This window comes from Psychrobacter urativorans (assembly GCF_001298525.1).
Lineage (GTDB): Bacteria > Pseudomonadota > Gammaproteobacteria > Pseudomonadales > Moraxellaceae > Psychrobacter > Psychrobacter urativorans_A.
This window is the reverse complement of the sequence record NZ_CP012678.1, coordinates 536,522-557,955: the sequence shown is the minus strand read 5'-3', so window position 1 is coordinate 557,955 and position 21,434 is coordinate 536,522. Positions and strand designations below refer to the sequence as shown.

The 21,434-nt window shown below is 42.1% G+C and carries 15 protein-coding genes and 1 pseudogene; 11 read left to right on the top strand and 5 right to left on the bottom strand.

Annotated elements, in window-relative coordinates:
* The first annotated feature begins 394 nt into the window (after positions 1-394).
* From rlmN to AOC03_RS02270, 9 genes are all read left to right on the top strand, one after another.
* Positions 395-1,645, top strand: coding sequence for a 23S rRNA (adenine(2503)-C(2))-methyltransferase RlmN (gene rlmN / locus AOC03_RS02310; RefSeq protein WP_227514271.1), 1,251 nt, complete (start codon positions 395-397; stop codon positions 1,643-1,645).
* Positions 1,646-1,816: 171 nt separating this feature from the next.
* The gene (pilW, locus tag AOC03_RS02305) at positions 1,817-2,692 is read left to right on the top strand and encodes a type IV pilus biogenesis/stability protein PilW (RefSeq protein WP_227514270.1); all 876 of its coding nucleotides are present in this window, start codon (positions 1,817-1,819) and stop codon (positions 2,690-2,692) included.
* Positions 2,689-3,525: a helix-turn-helix domain-containing protein gene (locus AOC03_RS02300; RefSeq protein ID WP_062533421.1), complete on the top strand. Its 837-nt coding sequence runs from the start codon at positions 2,689-2,691 to the stop codon at positions 3,523-3,525. Before pilW ends, AOC03_RS02300 begins: the two co-directional genes overlap by 4 nt.
* 91 nt (positions 3,526-3,616) lie before the next feature.
* The gene (ispG, locus tag AOC03_RS02295; protein WP_062533420.1) at positions 3,617-4,732 is read left to right on the top strand and encodes a flavodoxin-dependent (E)-4-hydroxy-3-methylbut-2-enyl-diphosphate synthase; all 1,116 of its coding nucleotides are present in this window, start codon (positions 3,617-3,619) and stop codon (positions 4,730-4,732) included.
* A gap of 98 nt (positions 4,733-4,830) precedes the next feature.
* Positions 4,831-6,150 carry a histidine--tRNA ligase gene (gene hisS / locus AOC03_RS02290; RefSeq protein WP_062533419.1) on the top strand — a complete coding sequence of 440 codons (1,320 nt, stop codon included), beginning with the start codon at positions 4,831-4,833 and terminating at the stop codon, positions 6,148-6,150.
* Between the two features lie 112 nt (positions 6,151-6,262).
* Positions 6,263-7,078: a YfgM family protein gene (locus tag AOC03_RS02285; RefSeq protein WP_062533418.1), complete on the top strand. Its 816-nt coding sequence runs from the start codon at positions 6,263-6,265 to the stop codon at positions 7,076-7,078.
* Positions 7,079-7,220: 142 nt separating this feature from the next.
* The gene (gene bamB, locus AOC03_RS02280; protein WP_062533417.1) at positions 7,221-8,414 is read left to right on the top strand and encodes an outer membrane protein assembly factor BamB; all 1,194 of its coding nucleotides are present in this window, start codon (positions 7,221-7,223) and stop codon (positions 8,412-8,414) included.
* Positions 8,415-8,707: 293 nt separating this feature from the next.
* A complete protein-coding gene (gene der / locus AOC03_RS02275; protein WP_062533416.1) occupies positions 8,708-10,150 on the top strand; it encodes a ribosome biogenesis GTPase Der in 1,443 nt (480 codons plus the stop codon).
* A gap of 191 nt (positions 10,151-10,341) precedes the next feature.
* Positions 10,342-12,294 (top strand): sensor histidine kinase, encoded by a 1,953-nt coding sequence (locus tag AOC03_RS02270; RefSeq protein WP_062533415.1) that lies wholly within the window; start codon positions 10,342-10,344, stop codon positions 12,292-12,294.
* A 245-nt stretch (positions 12,295-12,539) separates the two neighbouring features.
* Here the strand turns inward: AOC03_RS02270 and AOC03_RS02265 are convergent.
* Both AOC03_RS02265 and AOC03_RS02260 read right to left on the bottom strand, forming a co-directional pair.
* A pseudogene (locus AOC03_RS02265) lies at positions 12,540-13,418 on the bottom strand (D-alanyl-D-alanine carboxypeptidase family protein); the annotation flags it as partial.
* 373 nt (positions 13,419-13,791) lie between these two features.
* On the bottom strand, positions 13,792-14,133 hold the full coding sequence (locus AOC03_RS02260) for an MCR_0457 family protein (protein WP_227514269.1): 342 nt from the start codon (positions 14,131-14,133) through the stop codon (positions 13,792-13,794).
* Between the two features lie 863 nt (positions 14,134-14,996).
* Between AOC03_RS02260 and surE the strand changes: the two genes are divergently transcribed.
* Both surE and AOC03_RS02250 read left to right on the top strand, forming a co-directional pair.
* The gene (gene surE / locus AOC03_RS02255) at positions 14,997-15,848 is read left to right on the top strand and encodes a 5'/3'-nucleotidase SurE (RefSeq protein WP_062533413.1); all 852 of its coding nucleotides are present in this window, start codon (positions 14,997-14,999) and stop codon (positions 15,846-15,848) included.
* 101 nt (positions 15,849-15,949) lie between these two features.
* Positions 15,950-16,732 carry a M23 family metallopeptidase gene (locus AOC03_RS02250; protein WP_062533412.1) on the top strand — a complete coding sequence of 261 codons (783 nt, stop codon included), beginning with the start codon at positions 15,950-15,952 and terminating at the stop codon, positions 16,730-16,732.
* 168 nt (positions 16,733-16,900) lie between these two features.
* Here AOC03_RS02250 and AOC03_RS02245 read toward each other — a convergent pair whose 3' ends face one another.
* From AOC03_RS02245 to AOC03_RS02235, 3 genes are all read right to left on the bottom strand, one after another.
* Positions 16,901-18,163: a cation:proton antiporter gene (locus AOC03_RS02245; RefSeq protein WP_062533411.1), complete on the bottom strand. Its 1,263-nt coding sequence runs from the start codon at positions 18,161-18,163 to the stop codon at positions 16,901-16,903.
* Between the two features lie 245 nt (positions 18,164-18,408).
* Positions 18,409-20,319: a dihydroxy-acid dehydratase gene (gene ilvD / locus AOC03_RS02240; RefSeq protein WP_062533410.1), complete on the bottom strand. Its 1,911-nt coding sequence runs from the start codon at positions 20,317-20,319 to the stop codon at positions 18,409-18,411.
* A 227-nt stretch (positions 20,320-20,546) separates the two neighbouring features.
* Positions 20,547-21,302: a hypothetical protein gene (locus AOC03_RS02235; protein ID WP_062533409.1), complete on the bottom strand. Its 756-nt coding sequence runs from the start codon at positions 21,300-21,302 to the stop codon at positions 20,547-20,549.
* Between the last annotated feature and the right edge of the window lie 132 nt (positions 21,303-21,434).

The following is a 21,434-nucleotide window of genomic DNA, read 5'->3' as shown; positions in this document are numbered from 1 at the left end:
ATTAGTATTTACCATTATCATTATTAAAAAATTTTGCTAATTGTGATGATGGTTTATACTTACTCTAGTAAAAATAGTGTTAAAAAACGGCTTATACTCAATAGGGTATAAGCCGTTTCACCTATTATTATTTGCATAGAAAGCACTATTTTTTATTGAAATTTACCATCATGCCCTTCATGATAAGTAAACGTTATATAATTTTAATTATTTAATCAGCGTTATCAATCCCTTATTAGCATTTCGTTATTAGTATTGTATTTTATGAAATATTTAACCCTATTTAATAAAGTCATAAGTAACAAGCGCTGCGCTCATAATGGATTGCTCATGCGCCATTTTATTGCATATTTTAGTATATGCTAACCAGTTATATGCCAACAGGTCATCGATTATGTCAACCGTCACTACGCCAAACCCGTCAACGCAATCATCAGCTAATCGCATTAATAGTATCGAGATTAATGCTATCAAGCTATTAGATGAGGCACAGGCAAAAACCAATTTATTAGGGATGACGCCGACGCAACTTGCGGATTACTTTAAAAGCATTGGCGAAAAGCCCTTTCGTGCTACCCAAGTGATTAAGTGGATTTATCAACAAGGCGTTACTGATTTTGAGAAAATGACTAATTTGAGTAAATCGTTACGCGATAAATTGTCTATTCATGCTTGCGTAACGCCACCAAAAGTTATTCATCGCCAATATAGTGATGATGGCACGCGTAAATGGGTCTTTGAAGTAACAGGTGGTTCATTAGTCGAAACGGTTTTAATACCTGCAGAGGATGGCAAGGTCAATGGTCGCAAAACGTTATGTATCTCATCGCAAGTGGGCTGCGCTTTGGACTGTAGCTTTTGTAGTACGGGTAAGCAAGGATTTGAGCGAGATTTGACCGCTGCTGAGATTTTAGGTCAGTTGTGGGTTGCTAATGCTTCGTATATGACTGATGCTCAGGACAGTTTAGAGTATGTCGATCATAGCTTATGGGAAAATAACGTGACCAATGTGGTCATGATGGGGATGGGCGAGCCGTTATTAAACTATCGTCCTGTTGTCAGCTCGATGGAATTGATGCTCAGTGATCACGCTTATGGTTTATCTAAGCGTCGCGTGACGTTATCGACGTCTGGTGTCGTGCCTAAAATGTATGAGTTGGCGCAAGAGCTTGATGTGGCATTGGCAATCTCATTGCATGCTCCAAATGATGAATTACGTAATGAATTGGTTCCTATTAATAAAAAATATCCACTAGAGCAGTTGATGGCGGCAGCGAGAAATTACGTTTTTGAAGTCAATCCGCGCCATAAAAAACACGTGACTATTGAATACGTGATGTTAGATGGGGTGAATGACAGTGATGTTCATGCTGAGCAATTGGTGGCACTATTAGGCGACCTGCCTAGTAAAATTAATCTAATCCCGTTCAATCCATTTCCGCACGCCAATTATGATAAATCTAGTAACAACCGTATTCATGCCTTTAGTAACATTCTAAGTCAAGCAGGATTTGTCTGTACCATTCGTCAAACGCGCGGTGATGATATTGATGCCGCTTGTGGTCAATTGGTTGGGCAAGTGGCTGACCGTACCAGACGTTCTGCGGCATGGCAACAAAGTATCAAAGACCGTGAAAATACTTAAAAATGAGCTATTTATAGCATTTTAGTTGTCATATATCGGTCTTAATAGTAAGAGATATGTAGTTAAGGCAACTAAATTTTACTTATGCTCGCTAAATCCATTAAACTGTTGGCTCGTTGACCACAGTGCTAACTCCCTGTACTGAACCACAGTTTTATGATGGCGGCTATAATGAGCTCTAAATATTCTTGTCAGAACCAATCTCACAAACACGTTTGCTTACTCGCAACTGCGCTATTGACCTTGCTATTGGTAGGGTGTCAAAGCTTCCCAACTGATGATTTATTGAGTGTCAATAATTATCAAGCATCAACGCAATCCAATAAGAGCCGTAGCTCGAATAAAGATGAGGTCGCGCGCGTTCGCACCTCACTGGCGGCGCAATACATTCGTAAAAATGATCTTGATTCTGCTCAGCAGCAGCTGGAAAAAGCTTTTGCGGCTGATAGCCGATATGCGCCCGCCTATGATATGATGGGCGTGCTGTTACAGCAAGAAGGCAGTCGCCTTAATCTTGAAAAAGCCGATCAGTATTTTACAAAAGCGATTGCTCTAGATAAGGATTTTGTGCAGGCGCGTAATAATTATGGGGTATATTTATCACAGATGAAGCGCTATCAAGAGGCGTCTGTGCAGTTTGAGATTGCGGGTTCCTCGCTTGGCTATGATGGTCGGATTGGGGCGCTTGAAAATCTCGGACGTACTTATTTACAATTAAACGATCATCCGGCAGCGGCAAAAGCATTTTTGCGGGCGCTGGAGGGGAATCGTAACAGTATTATTGCGCATATTGAACTGGTAGATTTGTTGATAGAACAGCAGCGTATTCCGCAAGCACAGCGACTGTATGAAGAGACATTATTGCTGCTACAAGGTCAAGGTACGAGCCCACGTCTATTATTACAAGGTATTAAACTTGCGGCTGCTCAAAAAAATGCCGTCACGCGCCAGCAATTAGCCCAGCAACTTTTATCTGCTTATCCATTGAGTGACGAAGCAAAGCAACTTAAAACTTGGCTTAATAAACCAGAGGCCGCTTGGAAATGACCGATTCATCGTTAACCGATCAACCTGATGTCCAAGTTTCATTTGGCGCGGCTTTACAGCAGGCTCGCCACATCAAGCAACTGAGCTTGGATGAGGTATCAAGCGAGCTATTCATCTTAAAGCGTCATTTACAAGCGCTAGAAGAAGAAAGTTTTGATGACTTGCCGCAAGTCGCATTTTCCCGTGGTTTTGTCATTAATTATGCTAAGTTTTTAGGCTTAGATCCTGTAGAAATAGCCCATAGTTTCGATGCCGCTTACCCTGAAGCGCTCAAATCGCGTTCAGTGACAGATAGTGGATCGCCATTGCAGCCTATGGGTACTCTGCAGCGTGACAGTCATAGCCGCACGGGTTTTAATCCCTTGTTAATGATTGCCTTTGTCGCGTTGATTGTTCTGATTGTCTTTTTATTTCGTATGATGAGTACTGCCAATAAAGAGCCGCAAGCGTCAAGCCCCGTTACTGCAGCATTGACCGTATCAGATCAAGCTCAAGGCGCGGCAATTAATAATCAAGCCAATGAGAGTGGTGCGGCACTTAATCTGGACGGTAGTGGCAGCATAAATAATACCGCTTTAGAGTTAATACTGACTGATATTGCCACTATTAATATTACGGATGCTACAGGTCGCAGCCTTATGAATGGCGCTCAGACTCGCGGTGATTATAAGCTATCAGGTATGCCACCATTTAAGATTGATATTAATAATATTGATAATGTCAGCGTCTTACTGAATCAAAAACCAGTGGCGCTAGATCAATATGCCAATACCAGTGCTAACGCTAACGCTAGCGCTAATGCTAAACAAGCCAGTTTTGAATTAGCACTTTAATTAATTTAATAGTTAATTGATTTAATCATTTTTTTTATTTAAACCGTTGCTCTCATTTTTATTTGTTTTGCTCTGATCGAAGGATTTGTCTATGTCAACGTCAGCCCCTATTAACCGTCGTCTTACTAAAAAAATCTACGTCGGGGATGTCGCGATTGGTGGCGATGCGCCAATTAGCGTGCAAAGCATGACCAATACCGATACCTGCGATGTGGCGGCGACGGTCGCGCAAATCGAGCGCTGCGTTGAGGCAGGTGCGGACTTTATGCGTGTATCAACGCCAACCATGGATACGGTAAAAGCTTTTGGTGAAATCCGAAAATTAGTAAGTGTGCCGTTGGTTGCCGATGTCCATTTTGACCATAAAATTGCACTTGCGGTAGCAGCGGCAGGCGCTGATTGTTTGCGTATTAACCCTGGTAATATTGGTAGTGATGCTAAAGTTCGTGAAGTTGTCGCGTGTGCGAAGCATTATAATATTCCTATTCGCATTGGGGTAAATGCGGGGTCGTTAGAGAAAGAAATACAGCGCAAATATAGTGAGCCGACAGGCGAGGCGATGCTAGAGTCAGCGATGCGCCACATTGATATTCTTGAGCGTTTAAACTTTGACCAATATAAAATCTCAGTTAAAGCCAGCAATGTATTTTTGACCTTAGACGCTTATCGTTTAATCTCTGCGCAAATTGATAACCCACTACATTTAGGTGTCACTGAAGCTGGCGTCTATCGCACGGGTGCGGTCAAGTCTGCTATCGCACTTGGTGGTTTATTGCTTGACGGTATTGGTGATACCATCCGTATTTCATTAGCAGCGGAACCGGAAGAAGAAATCAAAATTGGTTTTGATATTCTAAAATCCCTGAACATTCGCTCTAATGGGGTAAATTTTATCGCTTGCCCAAGCTGCTCACGGCAAGAATTTGATGTGATTAGAGTCATGACGGCTCTAGAGTCGCGCTTAGAAGACATTCGTGAACCGATGAATTTATCAGTGATTGGCTGTAAAGTGAACGGACCGGGTGAAGCTAAAGAAGCCGATATTGGCATTGTTGGGGCGGCACGCAAATCGTTGGTATATCGGATGGGTGAAAAAAGCCATCTTATTGACACCAATAACTTGGTTGACGAGATAGAAAGCATGGTACGCGCTCATGCCGATGACTTGGCAAAGCGCCGTGAAAATGAGATTATTCGAGTCCGATAATCTTTGATAATGACATTGCTAATTAAGATGCTGATCTTAAAAGTAAAGACAACAATAATAGCGTTAACCGTTAAAATTTTTGAGGATATAACTGTACCATGATTAAAGCAATTAAAGGGTTTAACGATATTTTGCCAGACCAGTCCGCAAAGTGGCTGCATTTAGAGTCAATATTGGCGGATGTATTGGGTAGATACGGATATGAGCATATCCGCTTGCCGATTGTTGAGCAGACTGATTTGTTTGCGCGTGCGATTGGTGGTGCGACTGATATTGTCGAAAAAGAAATGTATAGCTTTGCTGATAAGTCAGAGCCACCAACGCCGCTAACGCTACGTCCTGAAGGTACGGCAGGTGCGGTTCGAGCGGTCATTGAACATAATTTATTACGTGGTGATACGCCAAAATTATGGTATATCGGTCCGATGTTTCGCTATGAGCGTCCGCAAAAAGGTCGTTATCGCCAATTTCACCAGTTGGGTGTCGAGAGTTTTGGTAGTGCACTACCAGATGCCGATGCCGAATTGATTGCGATGACGCATTTGATGTGGCAACAGTTGGGCTTAAAAGATGAGATGCGTTTGCAGCTTAATAGCTTGGGTGAAAGTGATGAACGCCACGCCTATCGCGACGCACTAGTGGCTTATTTGACCGATAAGCAAGAACAATTAGACGAAGACAGCAAACGCCGCTTAACCACCAATCCACTGCGAATTTTAGACAGTAAAGAGGCGAGCACCCAAGCATTGTTAGTGGATGCACCGAAGCTTGCTGACTTTTTGGGTGAAGACAGTGTGCAGCACTTTGCTCAAGTTCAGGCTTATCTAGATGCATTGGGTATTACCTACGAGATTAATCCGCATTTGGTACGTGGTCTTGATTATTATAATAAAACGGTTTTTGAATGGGTGACGGATAAGCTTGGTAGCCAAGCTACAGTTTGTGCAGGTGGTCGTTACGATGGTCTGCTTGGTCAGCTTAAATCGATGGACACGCGTGATGGCGTAGCAGATAAAAAACCAGTGCAATCTGAGCCTGCTGTTGGTTTTGCCATGGGTCTTGAGCGTTTATTATTATTGATTGAGGCCGTCGCACCATTTGCTGAGACGTCAGCTTGTGATGTTTTTGTGGCCACTCATCCTGACGTGTATAGTGCAGGTATTGGTTATGCGCAAAACTTGCGTTATACGCGCCCAGATTTACGCATTAAAATGGCAAGTGCAACGAGCTTAAAAGCCCAAATGAAAAAGGCAGATAAGTCAGGTGCGGTATTGACGGTCATTTTGGCACAGCAAGAGCTTGATGATAATACCATCAGTATTAAAAATATGCATACTGGTGAGCAAACGACAGTGGCGCACGATTGGTTATCTAAAATAGAGAACTTCTCAGGTGTGCAGGGTCATACTCAAGCGTAGATTTAAAGTATATGTTTTTATATATAAATGATGGTCTATATAGTTTCACTTTCAGCAACTGGACTTTCAGTATTTACACTGTTAGTCACTCGTTTTTATCAGGTAAACAAACATGGCTCTGACCCCTAATTCGCCAAATGCAGACAACTCAATGCAAGCACTAAAGCAATATGGCAGCTATATTATTACTGCTATTTTAGTGGCATTGGCTGGATATTTTGGTTGGACATATTGGCAAAATAACCATGCTCGTGTGGATACCGTTGCCGCTGATCATTATGCGGATATTCAAAGATTGAATGAAGAAGTCAGCTTAGCGGCGCAAAATCCAGACCTAGAGGCGGATGCAAAAAAAGCGCTTGCAGACAGTCGCGCGCAGCTCAATAAAGATATTGATGCGCTGGTCAGTACGCATGGTGGTTCTGTTTATGCGTGGCAAGCGCTGATGATTAAAGCACGCGGGCAAGCCGATAGTGACGATTTTAAAGGTGCTACTGACAGCTTAAAAAAAGCCTTAGCCATTGATTTGGGTGATGCAGGATTAAATGCGATTACCCGTTTACGCTATGCTAAAACGCTGCTTGCCGCAGGTAATATTGATGAGGCATTAGCTGAAGCCAGTAAAGAGATGCCAAGCTCGTTTGCACCCAGTCAGCAAGAGCTATTGGGCGACATTCAAGTAGCAAAAAATAATAAAGATGCGGCTATTAAAGCTTATAATAATGCGTGGGAGTTGCTACGTACTCGTAATGAGACGCGTGCCGTGTTAGCACTAAAAATGGAAAGTCTGGGTATCGTTCCTGAGCCGATTAGTGAGCAAGCTAGTTTGATTCAAGCCTCTTCTGCCCCTGAACAGCCGTTAGTTATTAATAATGCTGAAACCAACAGCGCTAATATTCCTAACGTACCAGAACAAGTAGCACAGTAAGTTCAGCTGAATCATACTGATATAGGCATACCAGTTATATCTATGCTTTACTGATTTATGTGGTTTTAACTTTATATCGTTCCAACTTTATAATGCTACTTGCTTTTATTGATTATTAATTTATTCGTAGTGAGAACCTATCATGACCCCATCTGTACGCTCTAGTAAAACTATAAAAGCGACTGTCATGCACGTGGCAGTGTTGGCACTGATGACCACTGCTGTCGTCGGTTGTAACCGTGGCATCAAGCCGGTCGTCAATGATCCAGTAAAATTAGTACAAATTGCGCAACCCATTAGTGTGCTGCAGCCAGTGTTTAGTGTTGATGTGGATAATAAAAAATCCAGCAAAAAAGATCCGCTTGATTTACAAGTGGGTTATGACAATAGCCAAATTGTCGTTGCGTCACGCGGCGGCGATTTAACAGGTTTTGATAATACTGGCAAACGCCTATGGTCGCTTAATGTTGGTGATCAAATAACGGGCGGTGTTGCATTAGATGCCTTTAGCCAAACAGCTATCGTCAGTACACGCAAGGGACAAGTATTAGCCTTTGATAGTACTACGGGTGCTAAGCGTTGGCAGCAGCAGTTATCAGGTTCGGTGTTGACACCAGCACTCATTACCAACAACCGCGTTATTTTATCAGCGAATGATGGTCTCTTGCATGGCTTGTCACTACAAACGGGTCAGTCGGTTTGGCAGTTTACCACTCAAGTACCGGCAATCAGTATACGTGGCGCTGCTGCACCAACTTTATTAGATAATAAAACAGTACTGCTGGCTACTGCTGATGGGCGCTTGCATGCTATTACTACTGATAATGGGCTGCCACAGTGGTCACGCCGCGTCGGTGTCGGCTCAGGTGGTAGCGAAGTTGAGCGCATGAGTGATGTTGATGCCATGCCTATCGTGAATAACAATCAGTTATTTGTCATCAGCTACAGTGGTCAATTATTAGGAATTGATTTGGCATCGCGTCAGGTGATGTTCCTTAATGAGCTTGCTAGCTTACGAGCGCTTGCCGTAAATAATAAGCAAGTAATTGCAACTAGTTTAGATGGTAAAGTCGTTGCTTACGATCGCACCAATGGTCAAACGTTGTGGGAAAGCGATGCACTGGCGTATCGAAAATTGACCAATCCTGTGATGATTGGCAATTATATTGCTATCGGTGATTTGGATGGTGTTGTGCATTTATTTGACCCAGCAACGGGTAATATTGTGAGCCGTGTACAGACTAAAGGCGCACTTACTAACTTACAGGTACAAGGCAACCGCTTGATAACCCAAAGCACATCTGGGCAAGTGGCTATTTGGCAAGTAGCTCGCTAATTATCTGCATACTCATTATTGAGTAGTTAGCTATTTGTCATGCTTATTTTATTGAACGCTGCTCAGGCAGCGTTTAGTGCCTTGTGTAAATTGCTTGTTTAGACTGCGCGTTTCGCGTAATCTATGCGCCTTGATGGTTATCGTTTATGACATCAGTGGCAATAAGCAAATGTTAGACCGTCCCATGATTCATTATTTTATTAATCATCACTATTTTTTATTATCATTCATTTAAGTTTGCGGTCAAGTGCAGTCTATTCGCTGTCATTATTGCCCGTCACTGAGAGTAACGCATGAGTATCAAGCCAGTGGTCGCCTTAATTGGTCGCCCAAATGTCGGTAAATCTACCTTATTTAATCAGTTCACCAAAAGTCGCCTAGCATTGGTTGCCGACCTGTCAGGTCTAACCCGTGATCGCCAATATGGTGATGCCGAATATGAAGGCAAGTCATTTATTGTGGTAGATACTGGTGGTATCGGTGAAGCGGACGATGGCAAAGGCGCGATTGATGATTATATGTCTGAGCAGTCGTATACGGCCATTCATGAAGCTGACATCATTGTTTTTGTAGTAGATGCACGGGCTGGCATGGTTGGTGCTGATGCTGAGATTGGCAAATTCTTACACACGCTTGGCAAGCCAGTATATGTCGTTGCTAATAAAGTCGATGGTGTTCATGATTCAGCCCCTGCTGAGTTTTATGCTTTAGGTTTGGGCGAGCCGTATCCAATGGCAGCAAGCCACGGTCGCGGTGTCGGTAATCTGTTAGAAATTCTGACTGCCGATATGCCTGATCAAGAAAACATAGTAGAGCCAAGAGGCTTAAAGCTGGCTATTATTGGTCGTCCGAACGTAGGTAAATCCACGCTAGTCAATCGCTTATTGGGTGAAGACCGCGTTGTCGTATTTGATATGCCGGGTACTACACGCGACAGTATTTATATCCCGTATAAGCGGGACGGTAAAGACTACGTCTTAATTGATACGGCTGGAGTACGTCGCCGTGGCAAGATTGATGATAAAGTTGAAAAATTCTCGGTTATTAAAACCTTGCAAGCGATTGAAGACTCAAACGTCACGGTCATTGTTATTGATGCGCAAGAAGGTATCGTTGATCAAGACTTGCACATGATTGGTTATGCGCTCGATGCAGGTCGCGCCTTAGTTGTGGCAATTAATAAGTGGGATGGTCTTACAGCTGACCAAAAAAACTATATTAAAATAGAAATGGATCGCCGTTTTAACTTTATTCCTTATGTAAAAGTGCATCAAATATCGGCGCTGCACGGTACGAATGTGGGTAATTTATATCCATCTATCCTACGTGCTTATCAATCTTCAATGTTTGAAGTGTCAACCAACCGTTTGACCCAAATTTTGCAAGATGCCGTGGCTGCAAGTCCGCCACCAACTGTTGGTGGTCGTCGGATTAAGCTGCGTTATGCGCATATTGGTGGTCACAATCCACCAGTAATTGTTATTCATGGCAATCAAACGGGCTCGTTGCCTAAAAGCTATCAACGCTATCTTGAAAACCAATTCCGCCAAGTGTTTAAGTTAGAAGGTACACCGTTAAACGTGGTCTTTAAACTCAACGAAAACCCTTATACGACTAAAACCGATACCCCAACCAAAGCTAAAGCCCAGCAGCTGCGTCAGCGTGAGCGTAATCGCGCGCAAAAATTTACCACGCGTGATAAGAAAGTAGATAAAAAGATAGATAAAAAACGTTAGAACAGATAGGTTAGATGGATGGTTACTATTTGATTGTTTTATAATAGTATATTATCTATTGTTATAAATTTTTACCTATCATTTATAATGGTGGTCACTTCTGCCACCATTATAAATTTTCACTAAATTAATATAATAACGGTTCTTATCCTGTAAGATACATCTCAGCTATCCTAACGTTATTGAGTTCCATGCGTACACCTTCTGTTAGAAGCATTCCTGCTCTTATTCGACGCTCTGTTATCCAAGCAATCGCCGTTGCTGTTATTGCTGGTTTTCTATTGTCTTTTATTTATGGTTTTGTCTATCATTATCAACAACAGCGTTTATATATCCACCAATTAGCCGACTTACTGGCAGAAAGTGCTTCTAGTGTCAATGGTGCCAATTTGGTTGCCCGTCAAGTTGGCATTTTATTAGAAGATGATTCCAGTATTCAAAGCATTGTGTTTTATTCTACGGATCATCCAACTGTCAGCCTTGATCAAGCTGCCATCGAGCAAGCCAGTAATGATTGGTATAATGCGTTTTTCACCAATACGATTAGTTTGAACCGTGCCGTCACCAGCGCTTATATGCGTGGTATCACGGTTCAAGATGCTAATAGCAGTCAACAGCAATCAAGAAATTTGACAGGTAATGCGCTCGAGAATAGCTTAATCAAAGCTAAACTACCAGATACTACGACCTTAATCGGTTATATTAATATTACCTTAGATATCAATAAGTTACGTTTAGACTGGTTTCTTAAAAATATTTGGTTATGGCTTGCAACCGTCATTTTTAGTATCAGCTGCGTCGTTTTTATCATACGTAAGCTGCAATGGCCGTCTAAAGACATTGCTGAACTCACCAAAGTTTGCGACATGGTTAGGAATAATCCAGAGATTAAGCAACTGCCCGTTATCCATCAATATTTCGATTTTCAAGAGTTAAACGGCATTAGGCTGGCATTTATTTCCTTGTTCAATCGCTTACAAATAGCAGAGGAAAAGGTTATTGCGCTAGCCGCTTTTGAGCAGCAGTTGCATAATAAAGACTTGTCTCTTGATGTGCAGCGCTATAACTTTCAAAGTATGATCACTCATGAGTTAAAGACATCGTTAAATGCAATTTCTGGGGGTTTGCAATTATTAAATCCCCAAAGCTTAAATGAAGAACAAAAAGACATATTAGCGATTATTCGTAAGGGTAGTCAGCACTTAGATAATACGCTAGAGCAAATCATTCAGCTGAATAAGATAGAAAAAGGTCAAATTGGTATCAGTCTCAGCGAGTTTAATCCGTTACAGTTATTGGCAGATTTAATAGCTGAATTTGAGTCGATTGCTAAGCAGAAAAATATAGAGTTAATCAGTCGAATTCAGCATATTGACTATACCCTTGAAGGCGATGTGAATAAAATCAAACAGATTATTGCCACTTTGATAGAAAATGCGCTTAAATTCACTCTAGCAGGGCAAGTTATCGTTGAGTCACAGCTGACACATTTCAACGAAAATATTCGTTGGCAAATTAAGGTGATTGATACCGGTATCGGTATCGATGCTAAGTATATGCAGGATATTTTTACCCCATTTTTTCAAGTTGATCCGAGCCATACGCGTGAGTATGAAGGGGTCGGTGTGGGCTTACCAGTCGTTAAGCAAGTGATACAGTTGATTGGCGGTGCTTTGGAAGTTGATAGTGAGCTGGGTGTGGGCAGTGAATTTACGGCTATCATGCCGTTACGCAATATTTATAGAAATCAGCAGCAACACTCTCTTGCAGGTCTTAAGGTCATTTATTATCATCACGAAGATACTGGATTTATCGTTGAAGAATTACAGCATCTCGGTGCATTGGTAAGCTGTCAGCAGTATAGCGTATCAGTCATAGAGGAGTTGACGACCACTCACGTAGATATCATTATGATTGCAGAAGATATTTTGCCAGAGAAGGCGGCGCAGTTAGCGCGCTATATTCGTGAGCAGGAAAATAGCAGTCGGGTGTTATTAATCTATTGGTATCCGTCGCATAAGCCGTCTACTTGGAATAGTTTTGAATATGGCTTAAAGGCGGTGGGCGTAGATTTTTGTCATAGTGCGCCGCGAGATAGTAAAATATTGCGTAATCTGCTGAAAAAATGGCTAGCTTGGTCGTAGTTTATAGCTAGAGTTTAACAGTAGTAAAAAAGGCACTCATCATTAATGGTGAGTGCCTTTTTTATTGTCAAATCTAACAGGTGAATATCCTTAGCAGCCACGACAAATAGTGAATGCTTCTGAGCTCTTTGGAATATCGCCTACGGTAGTGATTTTATACTTTTCTGTCTTATTGATTAGCACTCATGAGCGAACAATTTTATCACTTCTATTTTTTCCCTTCCGAAAAGCAAAATACGGGCTTATTGACTCACGAATTGTCCAGCTGGAGCTTTGGTAACGGCAGGGAATTGGCTGTAGCCCCAATTCAGTAGCTCACGTGACTGTTCAGCACGCGCTTGCTCGCTCTTTGTACCCAAAATTACTGAGATAAGCCGTTTGTCATTACGATTACTAGAGGCAACTAAGCAGTAACCAGCCGCTTTGGTGTGCCCTGTTTTTAGTCCATCAACGGTAGGGTCGGTAGCCAGTAGGGCGTTACGATTACCTTGCGTAATCCCATTATAGGTAAATTTTTGTTCTGCGTAGATGCCATAATACGGTCCACTATTTTTGATAATGGCACGAGCAAGATTTGCCAAATCAATGGCGGAAGATCTATGACCATTCTGAGTAAGTCCGGTAGCATTTACGAAGTGCGTATTTTTCATGCCCAGCTTTTTGGCTTGCTCATTCATTACTAGGGCAAATGAAGCTTCGCTGCTAGCAATATGTTCTGCCATCGCTTTAGAGGCATCATTACCAGAGTCAATGATAATACCGCGCAGCATATCGATAACGCTGGCGGTTGTATTCACTGGGACATACATGCAAGACTCGCCGTTACCCATACGACACCAAGCATTTTTGCTCATCAGCACTTGTTCGTCTTCTTGTAAGTCACCTGAGGCTAAACGCTGTTCAATGATGTAACTGGTCATCATTTTAGTCAGTGATGCTGGCGGTAAAGCTTTATTGGCATTTTTTTGCGCCAATATTTCGCCTGTATTATAATCCATCAATACATAGGCTGAGTTATCCATTTCAGGTGCTTGAATGGCGGCATTTGCTAGCACGGCACTGATAGAAATACTGAAACCTACTATTAACTGTACGAACTGCTTTTTTATACGTTTTACTGTCATAAATTATTACATCACACCATCAAGTTAAATATGTCTAGCGCTAGATTTGCCACACGCTAATAAGAGTAATTATTATGAACGATAAACTGAGCGTTACCATCTCTCTTAGCAAATTTTTTATTATAATAGATGGCGTAAATCAGAAAAAGAGATTTACTAATTTACAGGCATAAAAAAACTTGCTGCTCTGCTTAATCATTAAACAGGGTGCAACAAGTTTGATTGGTTAATTTTATCATTAGACATGGTTACTACATACTAAATTGTATATCACTTAGTAAAGCGTAGTGGTCGTAAGTTATCGCTAATAGTAGGCTATTATTATTGTTTTATTGCCTATTAATATATGTAATACATAAGCGCAAACTAGGTTCTAAAATTCAGCATTCGCCATATCTTCACACAATTCTTGATTATCTTGCTTAGCGAAGCTCATTGTCCAGCTACGCATACCTTGTAAAATCTGACGATAATCTTGCTGCGTAGATAAATACTGAATGGCGGCTTTTGGATCTTCTAAAGACGGCATTAGTTCACGCAATTGCATATTATAGGATTTATAAAAGCGTTGCTTTTGGTTACCCTTTAACATCGGTGGGCAGATTTCAGACAGTACTTGCATGACCGCAATTTCGTGTTTGGTAATATTCATACCAGACATATCAAGTGGAATGGTGGTCGCCGTGTTCGGTGCAGCATTAGTCGTTTGAGACATTATGGCAACCGAAGCTATTAACCCAGCAATACCAACTTTAGAGGCTGTTTTTGAGGCCATAGAAACTACAGATAATATCGGTTGATTAGTCATTCGGTATCATACTCACTTTATATTATTTGATAATGATGTTATGTTATTTGATGATGTTATGGTAATGCGAAAAAAAACAAATGTCACATAAAATATTGGCTGAAGTGTAGATGTATTGTCACCTGAGCAGGATTTACAGCAACATATCCGTAGTATTTATTGGCAAGTTACACCATCATTAATAGTTAGATGGATATTGTTGTGACTTGTAACATTGGCGGTACAATAGCAGTTATGACAATAGTGGTTTTATCGACTTATACAAGGTTATTACTAGGGTGGTTTTTAATGATTTGGATGAAGGTGATGGTTTCACATTTCATGTATGATAGTGGTCTATTTAGGTATAATTATTCCTGAAATTATTACCCGCTAGTGCGCTAATGATGCTTTATTTATAGAAACGTTTTTAGGAAATTTGTTAACGTAAACGTTTTATTTTTCACCTTTCTTATCTAGATCTGATGTCTTATCTGGTAAACAATAGGCTACTCTTGCTAATTTTATGGCAGTTGTATTACAGTCATAGAGTAGATTTATTATTTTTTCACAAAGCCAATACAGAAAAATCTGTATATTCGTCTTTATTGAATTTTTAGTCGTCAAATACGCTGATAAAAAAAAGGCTGAATAGCCTCATTCGTATTATAACATAAAGAACAAAAGTTTAATAATATAAGCGATATCAGAGTATTGGCTCATTATAGCAATTTTAGAATAACAAAGCAGATAAGCATACAGACGGTCAAATGGGATTATACTGAGCTGATATGAAATTTCTAATTAGTAATGATGATGGCATCCATGCCCCCGGATTGTTGGCGCTGTATCACGCGCTGTCTACAGTTGGAGAGGTGATGGTTGTCGCGCCTGATACCGAACAAAGCGGCTGCGCCAGTGCCCTTAATATCTCTCAACCATTATATACTCATGAGTTAGCCTCTGGGTTTATAGCGGTGAATGGCTCGCCCGCTGATTGTGTTTATTTAGCCTTACATCAGTTATATTGTGATGTTAGTTTTGATTGTGTGATTACAGGTATCAACTCGGGCGCAAATTTAGGGCAAGATGTATTGTTTTCAGGTACTTTTGGCGCAGCATTAACTGCACAATTATTTGGAATACCAGCGATTGCGACCTCATTAGTCGGCAGCGCTATTAAAGGTAATGGGCAGGATAAAACCAGCCATTATCAAATGGCAGCGGCGGAAATTGTTAAACTATTAACCGAAACGCCCTTATTAGAAGAAATTAAGCATTTGCCCTATCATGTGTTAAACGTTAATATCCCTCATGTAAATAGTGCCGCAGATATTAAAGGGCGCAAGATTACACGTTTGGGTCACAGTCAGCTGGCGCGACCCGTCCATCATGTGGTTGATCCGCGTGGACGCGATGCCTATTGGTTAAGCTTGCGGAAATGCGAGAATGCTTCGGTATCAAACCCTAATACTGCCATTGCTCAGCCAACAGTTGCTGCTCAGGTGATAAATGATAACCAATGCTTGTCTAATGATACGGATATTCAGGCGGTAGCGGCAGGTTATATTAGTCTATCACCCGTTAGATTACATCATACCCCGACCACCACGCTTAATCGGTTATCCGCGTTGGTATTATAAGTGGGAACTTATATCATAACTGGCACACTGCGTCTTTGACTTAGGTGGTGTATCAAGCTCATAGCATGCTCATGAATAACATAAAGTATAGGAAATATTGTATGAAAAAGCTCACTTTTAAGTCGCAGTTTGCGACCGTAGCATTAGTTGGTGCGATGGCGCTGACCGGCTGTGCCACTAAGCCCTCTTATCAGCCACCGTCGTCAAATCCTAAAATTATTACTAATGCTCAAGGTGTGCCGAATTACCATGTAGTAACGCGCGGTGATACTGTCAGCCAAATCGCTTCACGTTATCGCTTAGATTATCGCCAAATTGGTGCGCTTAATGGGCTTGATGGTCAATACACCATTTATAGTGGTCAAATGCTCAAGTTATGGGACGGTGGCAAAAATCAGCCGACTAACAATAATAACAACATTAGCGTATCTAATAGTGGAACGAATAATACCCCATCGACTCCTATCTATAATAATGCACCCTCAAACCCTGCTTATGAAGTGACCGCTAATGCAATGGCAGGCTACGAGTTCCCAAGTCGCAATCAAATCGTCCGTAACTTTGATGAAGCGGCGGGAAATATGGGTATGTGGTTTGCAGGTAAAGAAGGCGATCCGGTACTTGCCAGTCAAGCTGGAACGGTGCTTTATTCTGGTAGTGGGCTAGAAGAATATGGCAATCTTATTATGATTCGCCATAGTGATAATTACATCACGGCTTATGCGCATAATAGTCAGCTGATGGTTAATGAAGGCGATTCCGTGCAACGAGGTCAGCGTATTGCTAGCATGGGTAGTAGTGGACAGACCAGTCAAGTGGGACTTGAGTTTCAAGTACGCCTGAATGGCAATCCTATTGACCCGCGTGCAGTGTTAGGGCGTTAATTGGCGGCTTAATGTATTAGCTGCAACTAAAAAAACCTACTGTTAATTTTTTATATCAAGCCAAAGATATATGGCAATATAAATATTAACGGTAGGTTTTTTACGTCGTGACTATTATTTATTGCACATTACAATGGTCAAGATTGGTAGTTAAACGGTTAGCTAGGCTTAATTAGGTAGTTGTTTAGAAGGCTTGTTTGTCGTCATTTGTAGCAATCTTGGGGCACTTAAGCCGTGCATAAATATCGATACTAAAATGACAATTGAGCATACCACCCATAATTTGACTTGATCTTCTTTAGCAAAAAAGCCCTGATTAAGCGCATAGGATAAATAATATAACGTCCCAAGTCCGCGAATACCTAGTGTAGAGATAGCATATTTTTCAGTACGATGCATCTTGAGTCCCGATAGTGCAATCATGCCGCCAATCGGACGTATCAGTAATAAGAACGTGAAGCTGACAATATAAACACGCCATGTCAGCTCGACCCCTGATTGTAAACCTTGACCGATAAACATACCAAAAGCCAATAATACGATTGACATCAGTAGCCCTTCTGACTGCTCAGCGAAGTCATGTAATTTATGATGATAACTGTGCTCACACTCGGAACGCCGAAACGCAACTGCCGCAACAAAAACGGCAATAAAGCCATAACTATGCACGTATTCCGCGATACCATAAGCCAGTAACGTTAAGGCAATAACAACGTAGCCTTGAGAAATCGCAGTGCCTTGCGTATGTCTTGAAAATATCAGCTTGGCTAACACTTTACCGACTAGGATACCCACGACTAAGCCCGCACTGATTTTCCATAGCACATCATGCGTAAACCATGACCAAAGCATTTCTCCATTAAAGCGTTGTCCCTCGCTATACGCCTCAGCTATTTTTATTGCCAAATAAACAAAGGGAAATGCTAAGCCATCATTCAGTCCGGCTTCTGAAGTTAAGGTAAAGCGGGTGGCATCTTCGCTGCCCGTATTCGGTGGTCCAACTTGAATACTCGCTGCCAGCACAGGATCAGTAGGCGCAAGCACCGCACCGAGTAAAATAGCTGCGCCCATACTTAATCCAAATGCGTAATAACCTAGAAATGCCATGGTAAAAATCCCAATTGGCATCGTGATTAATAGCAAGCGCACGGTAGGACGCCATAATTGCCAAGTCAGTGGCGTGTCAATCTTAATCCCCGCGCCAACGAGAGACACCAACACCACAATTTCTGTCAGCTTTTCAATAATAAAACCGTTATTGAGAGGGTCTAAAAATGATAACGTCGTCCAATAATAGCCCATTATCATCCCAAAGCTCACTTGTAGCATGGGCAAGGAGATAGGCAAGCGTTTAAACATAATCGGAAACAGCGCCCCAAATAAGAACGCGAAACCGCAAATCAGTAAGAATAGGTTATAGTTTTCAAACATGGCGTTTGCACACACTGGTAGGTTGGTTTTAATAGAAAATAAGCATTAAGAATCATCGATGACCATTTTTAATGGCTTACTAAGCTGTTTATCATGACGGTAAAAGTAGGTAATTTCCGCAAATAAACGTTATCAGCGCGGTGACTACGTTGTTTTTTGGTGAAAAAAAAGCCTGCATAGGCAGGCTTGTTCTTTTATTTAAGGTTTATAGTTATTAAAAACTGTCGTTATCAATGATCACAAGATTAACGTTCTACTTGGCTCACATCACGTACTGCGCCAGTATCGGCACTGGTGGTCATTGCGGCATAAGCACGTAGGGCAGGTGAGACATGACGCTCACGACTGACTGGTTTCCATGCTTTGCTACCACGACTTTCCATATCTTCTCGGCGCGCTGCTAATTCAGCATCGCCCACAATCAGGTTAATGGTACGATTTGGGATATCGATATGAATGGTATCGCCCTCTTGTACTAAAGCAATGGCACCACCTTCAGCAGCTTCTGGGCTGGCATGACCAATCGATAGGCCAGACGTGCCGCCAGAAAAACGACCATCAGTGAGTAGCGCACATTCTTTACCCAAACCTTTTGATTTTAAGTAAGTTGTTGGATAAAGCATTTCTTGCATACCCGGTCCACCTTTTGGACCTTCATAGCGAATGATAACCACGTCACCAGCGACGATATTATCATCAAGCACAGCCGCAACGGCATCGTCTTGTGATTCAAAAATACGCGCGCGTCCAGTGAATACTAAAATGCTATCATCAACGCCCGCTGTCTTGACTACGCAGCCACGCTCCGCGATATTACCATACAGTACCGCGAGACCACCATCGGTTGAATACGCATGCTGCGCACTACGGATACAGCCGGACTCACGGTTCACATCAAGATTTGACCATTCTTTTGATTGTGAGAAAGCTTCAGTGGTACGAATACCGCCTGGTGCTGCGATATAGCGTGCCCGCGCCTCAAGATTGTCAGGATTCATAATATCCCATTTATCAATCGCTTCTTTCATCGTCGCACTATGAATGGTTGGCAAATCGGTGTGCAGTAAACCAGCGCGGTCAAGTTCGGCTAATAGCGCAAAGACACCGCCAGCACGATGCACATCTTCCATATGATATTTTTGCGAAGCAGGGGCAACTTTAGCAAGGCAAGGCACACCGCGACTTAGACGGTCAATATCGTGCATCTTAAAGTCGACTTCGGCTTCATTAGCAGCAGCAAGCAAATGCAAAATAGTATTGGTCGAGCCGCCCATCGCGATATCTAAAGTCATGGCATTTTCAAACGCCGCTTTAGTGGCGATAGAGCGTGGTAGTACTGAATCATCATCTTGCTCATAGCGACGTTTAGCGAGGGATACAATCGTACGACCCGCTTCTAAGAACAGCTCGCGACGTAGCGAATGCGTTGCCAATAGCGAGCCATTACCCGGTAATGCCAATCCTAAAGCTTCGGTCAAGCAGTTCATCGAGTTGGCAGTGAACATACCAGAGCACGAACCACAAGTCGGGCACGCTGAGGCTTCAATCGCGGCAATATCTTCATCACTAATGCTATCATCAGCCGCGTCCATCATCGCATCGACTAAATCAAGCTTGCGAATAGGATTACCTTTACTATCAATACCTTGTGCATCACTGCCACCGTCATTATTATGACTGTGTGCCACGGTACTGGCGATAATTTTGCCCGCTTCCATTGGACCACCTGAAATAAAGACCACTGGAATATTAAGGCGCATGGCTGCCATCAACATACCCGGAGTGATTTTATCGCAGTTAGAAATACATACTAGAGCGTCAGCGCAGTGAGCATTAACCATGTATTCCACAGAGTCGGCAATCAAATCACGGCTCGGTAAAGAATACAGCATACCGCTGTGACCCATAGCAATACCATCGTCGACCGCAATAGTATTGAACTCTTTTGCCACGCCACCCGCTTTTTCAATCTCACGTGCGACCAATTGTCCCAAGTCTTTTAAATGCACATGACCCGGTACAAACTGGGTAAATGAGTTGGCAATAGCAATAATAGGCTTGCCAAAATCGCCATCAGTCATGCCAGTCGCGCGCCATAATGCACGCGCACCAGCCATATTACGACCGCCGGTAGAGGTTTTTGAATTATAATCCATGTGATATTCCTTACAATGAAGCGAGATATATGAACGGGTTCACTATCTCAATATGGTTTTAATAATGAGCAGCGATAATAAGCCGCAATAATGTGTTTTTATGAGTAATAGTGTGCTTTTTATGCTGGCTAACTACCAGTGAATAATACTAAGTAGCTACCATACCATTAGATATGAATCACTCACCATAATGCGCTGAAAATGATAACAATATGATAGTTAGAAAACTACTCAAGGCGTTCTAAGATGGCAGTATCAAACCATGGCAATTGAGCTTTATCCGCCTCTAATGTTGCAATAACAATCAACGCATGAGTGGCTGGCAGCTGTTGATAATCAACGCTAGGGTCAATCGTCAGTATCGGCTCATCGCTTTCTGCGAGCTCATCAATACTAATGAGCGTCTGCGTATTATTTTTAAATAGCACATCAATACGCCCAAAAAACTGCCACTCTTTGCAGGCAGCTGTTACCGCGTCTTCTGCGCTTTTAGTATAAATCTGCTGCGTGCGTTTGCCAGTATTTGTCCAATGCAGGCGTACCGCTAATTGTAGCGCTTCGCTAAAGACGACTAATGAGCCGATAATTTTTACATGCCAAGGTGATAGTAATAAGTCACTGGTGATACCGATAATTTTTGCGGCATCGGTAGAAGTCATCGGCGTGTTAAATTGTGCCAGTAGGTCTGGTGTGAGCGGATGTGCCTGTTTAACACTGTCATCTAAACTATCATAATGATATAAAAACGGCAACGCCATGTCTTGCGTCACAATCTTTTCACTGATTTTACAATTATGGATACGCCAACTGATAGTGGTATCTGTCAACGCTTGTGCCAAAATAATCGCATTTGAAGCGATAGGTTGATGATGGCTATTATCGAGAGTAGATTCTTGCGCCTCTTGACTTAATGAAGGAGCAGATAGCGAATGGTCGGGGTTGTTGTTATCAGATATTTGAGTAAGCAAGGCGGTCAAATCCATAAACGTAAGCTAAAAAAGCAGGGCTTTAATATACCATTTAATCGACCCTATTCGCCAATAAATTACCGTATTTGGTTGATTAATCTTACTGCATGATACGTAAATGACTAGAGTAACCGTCGCTTGTGCTAT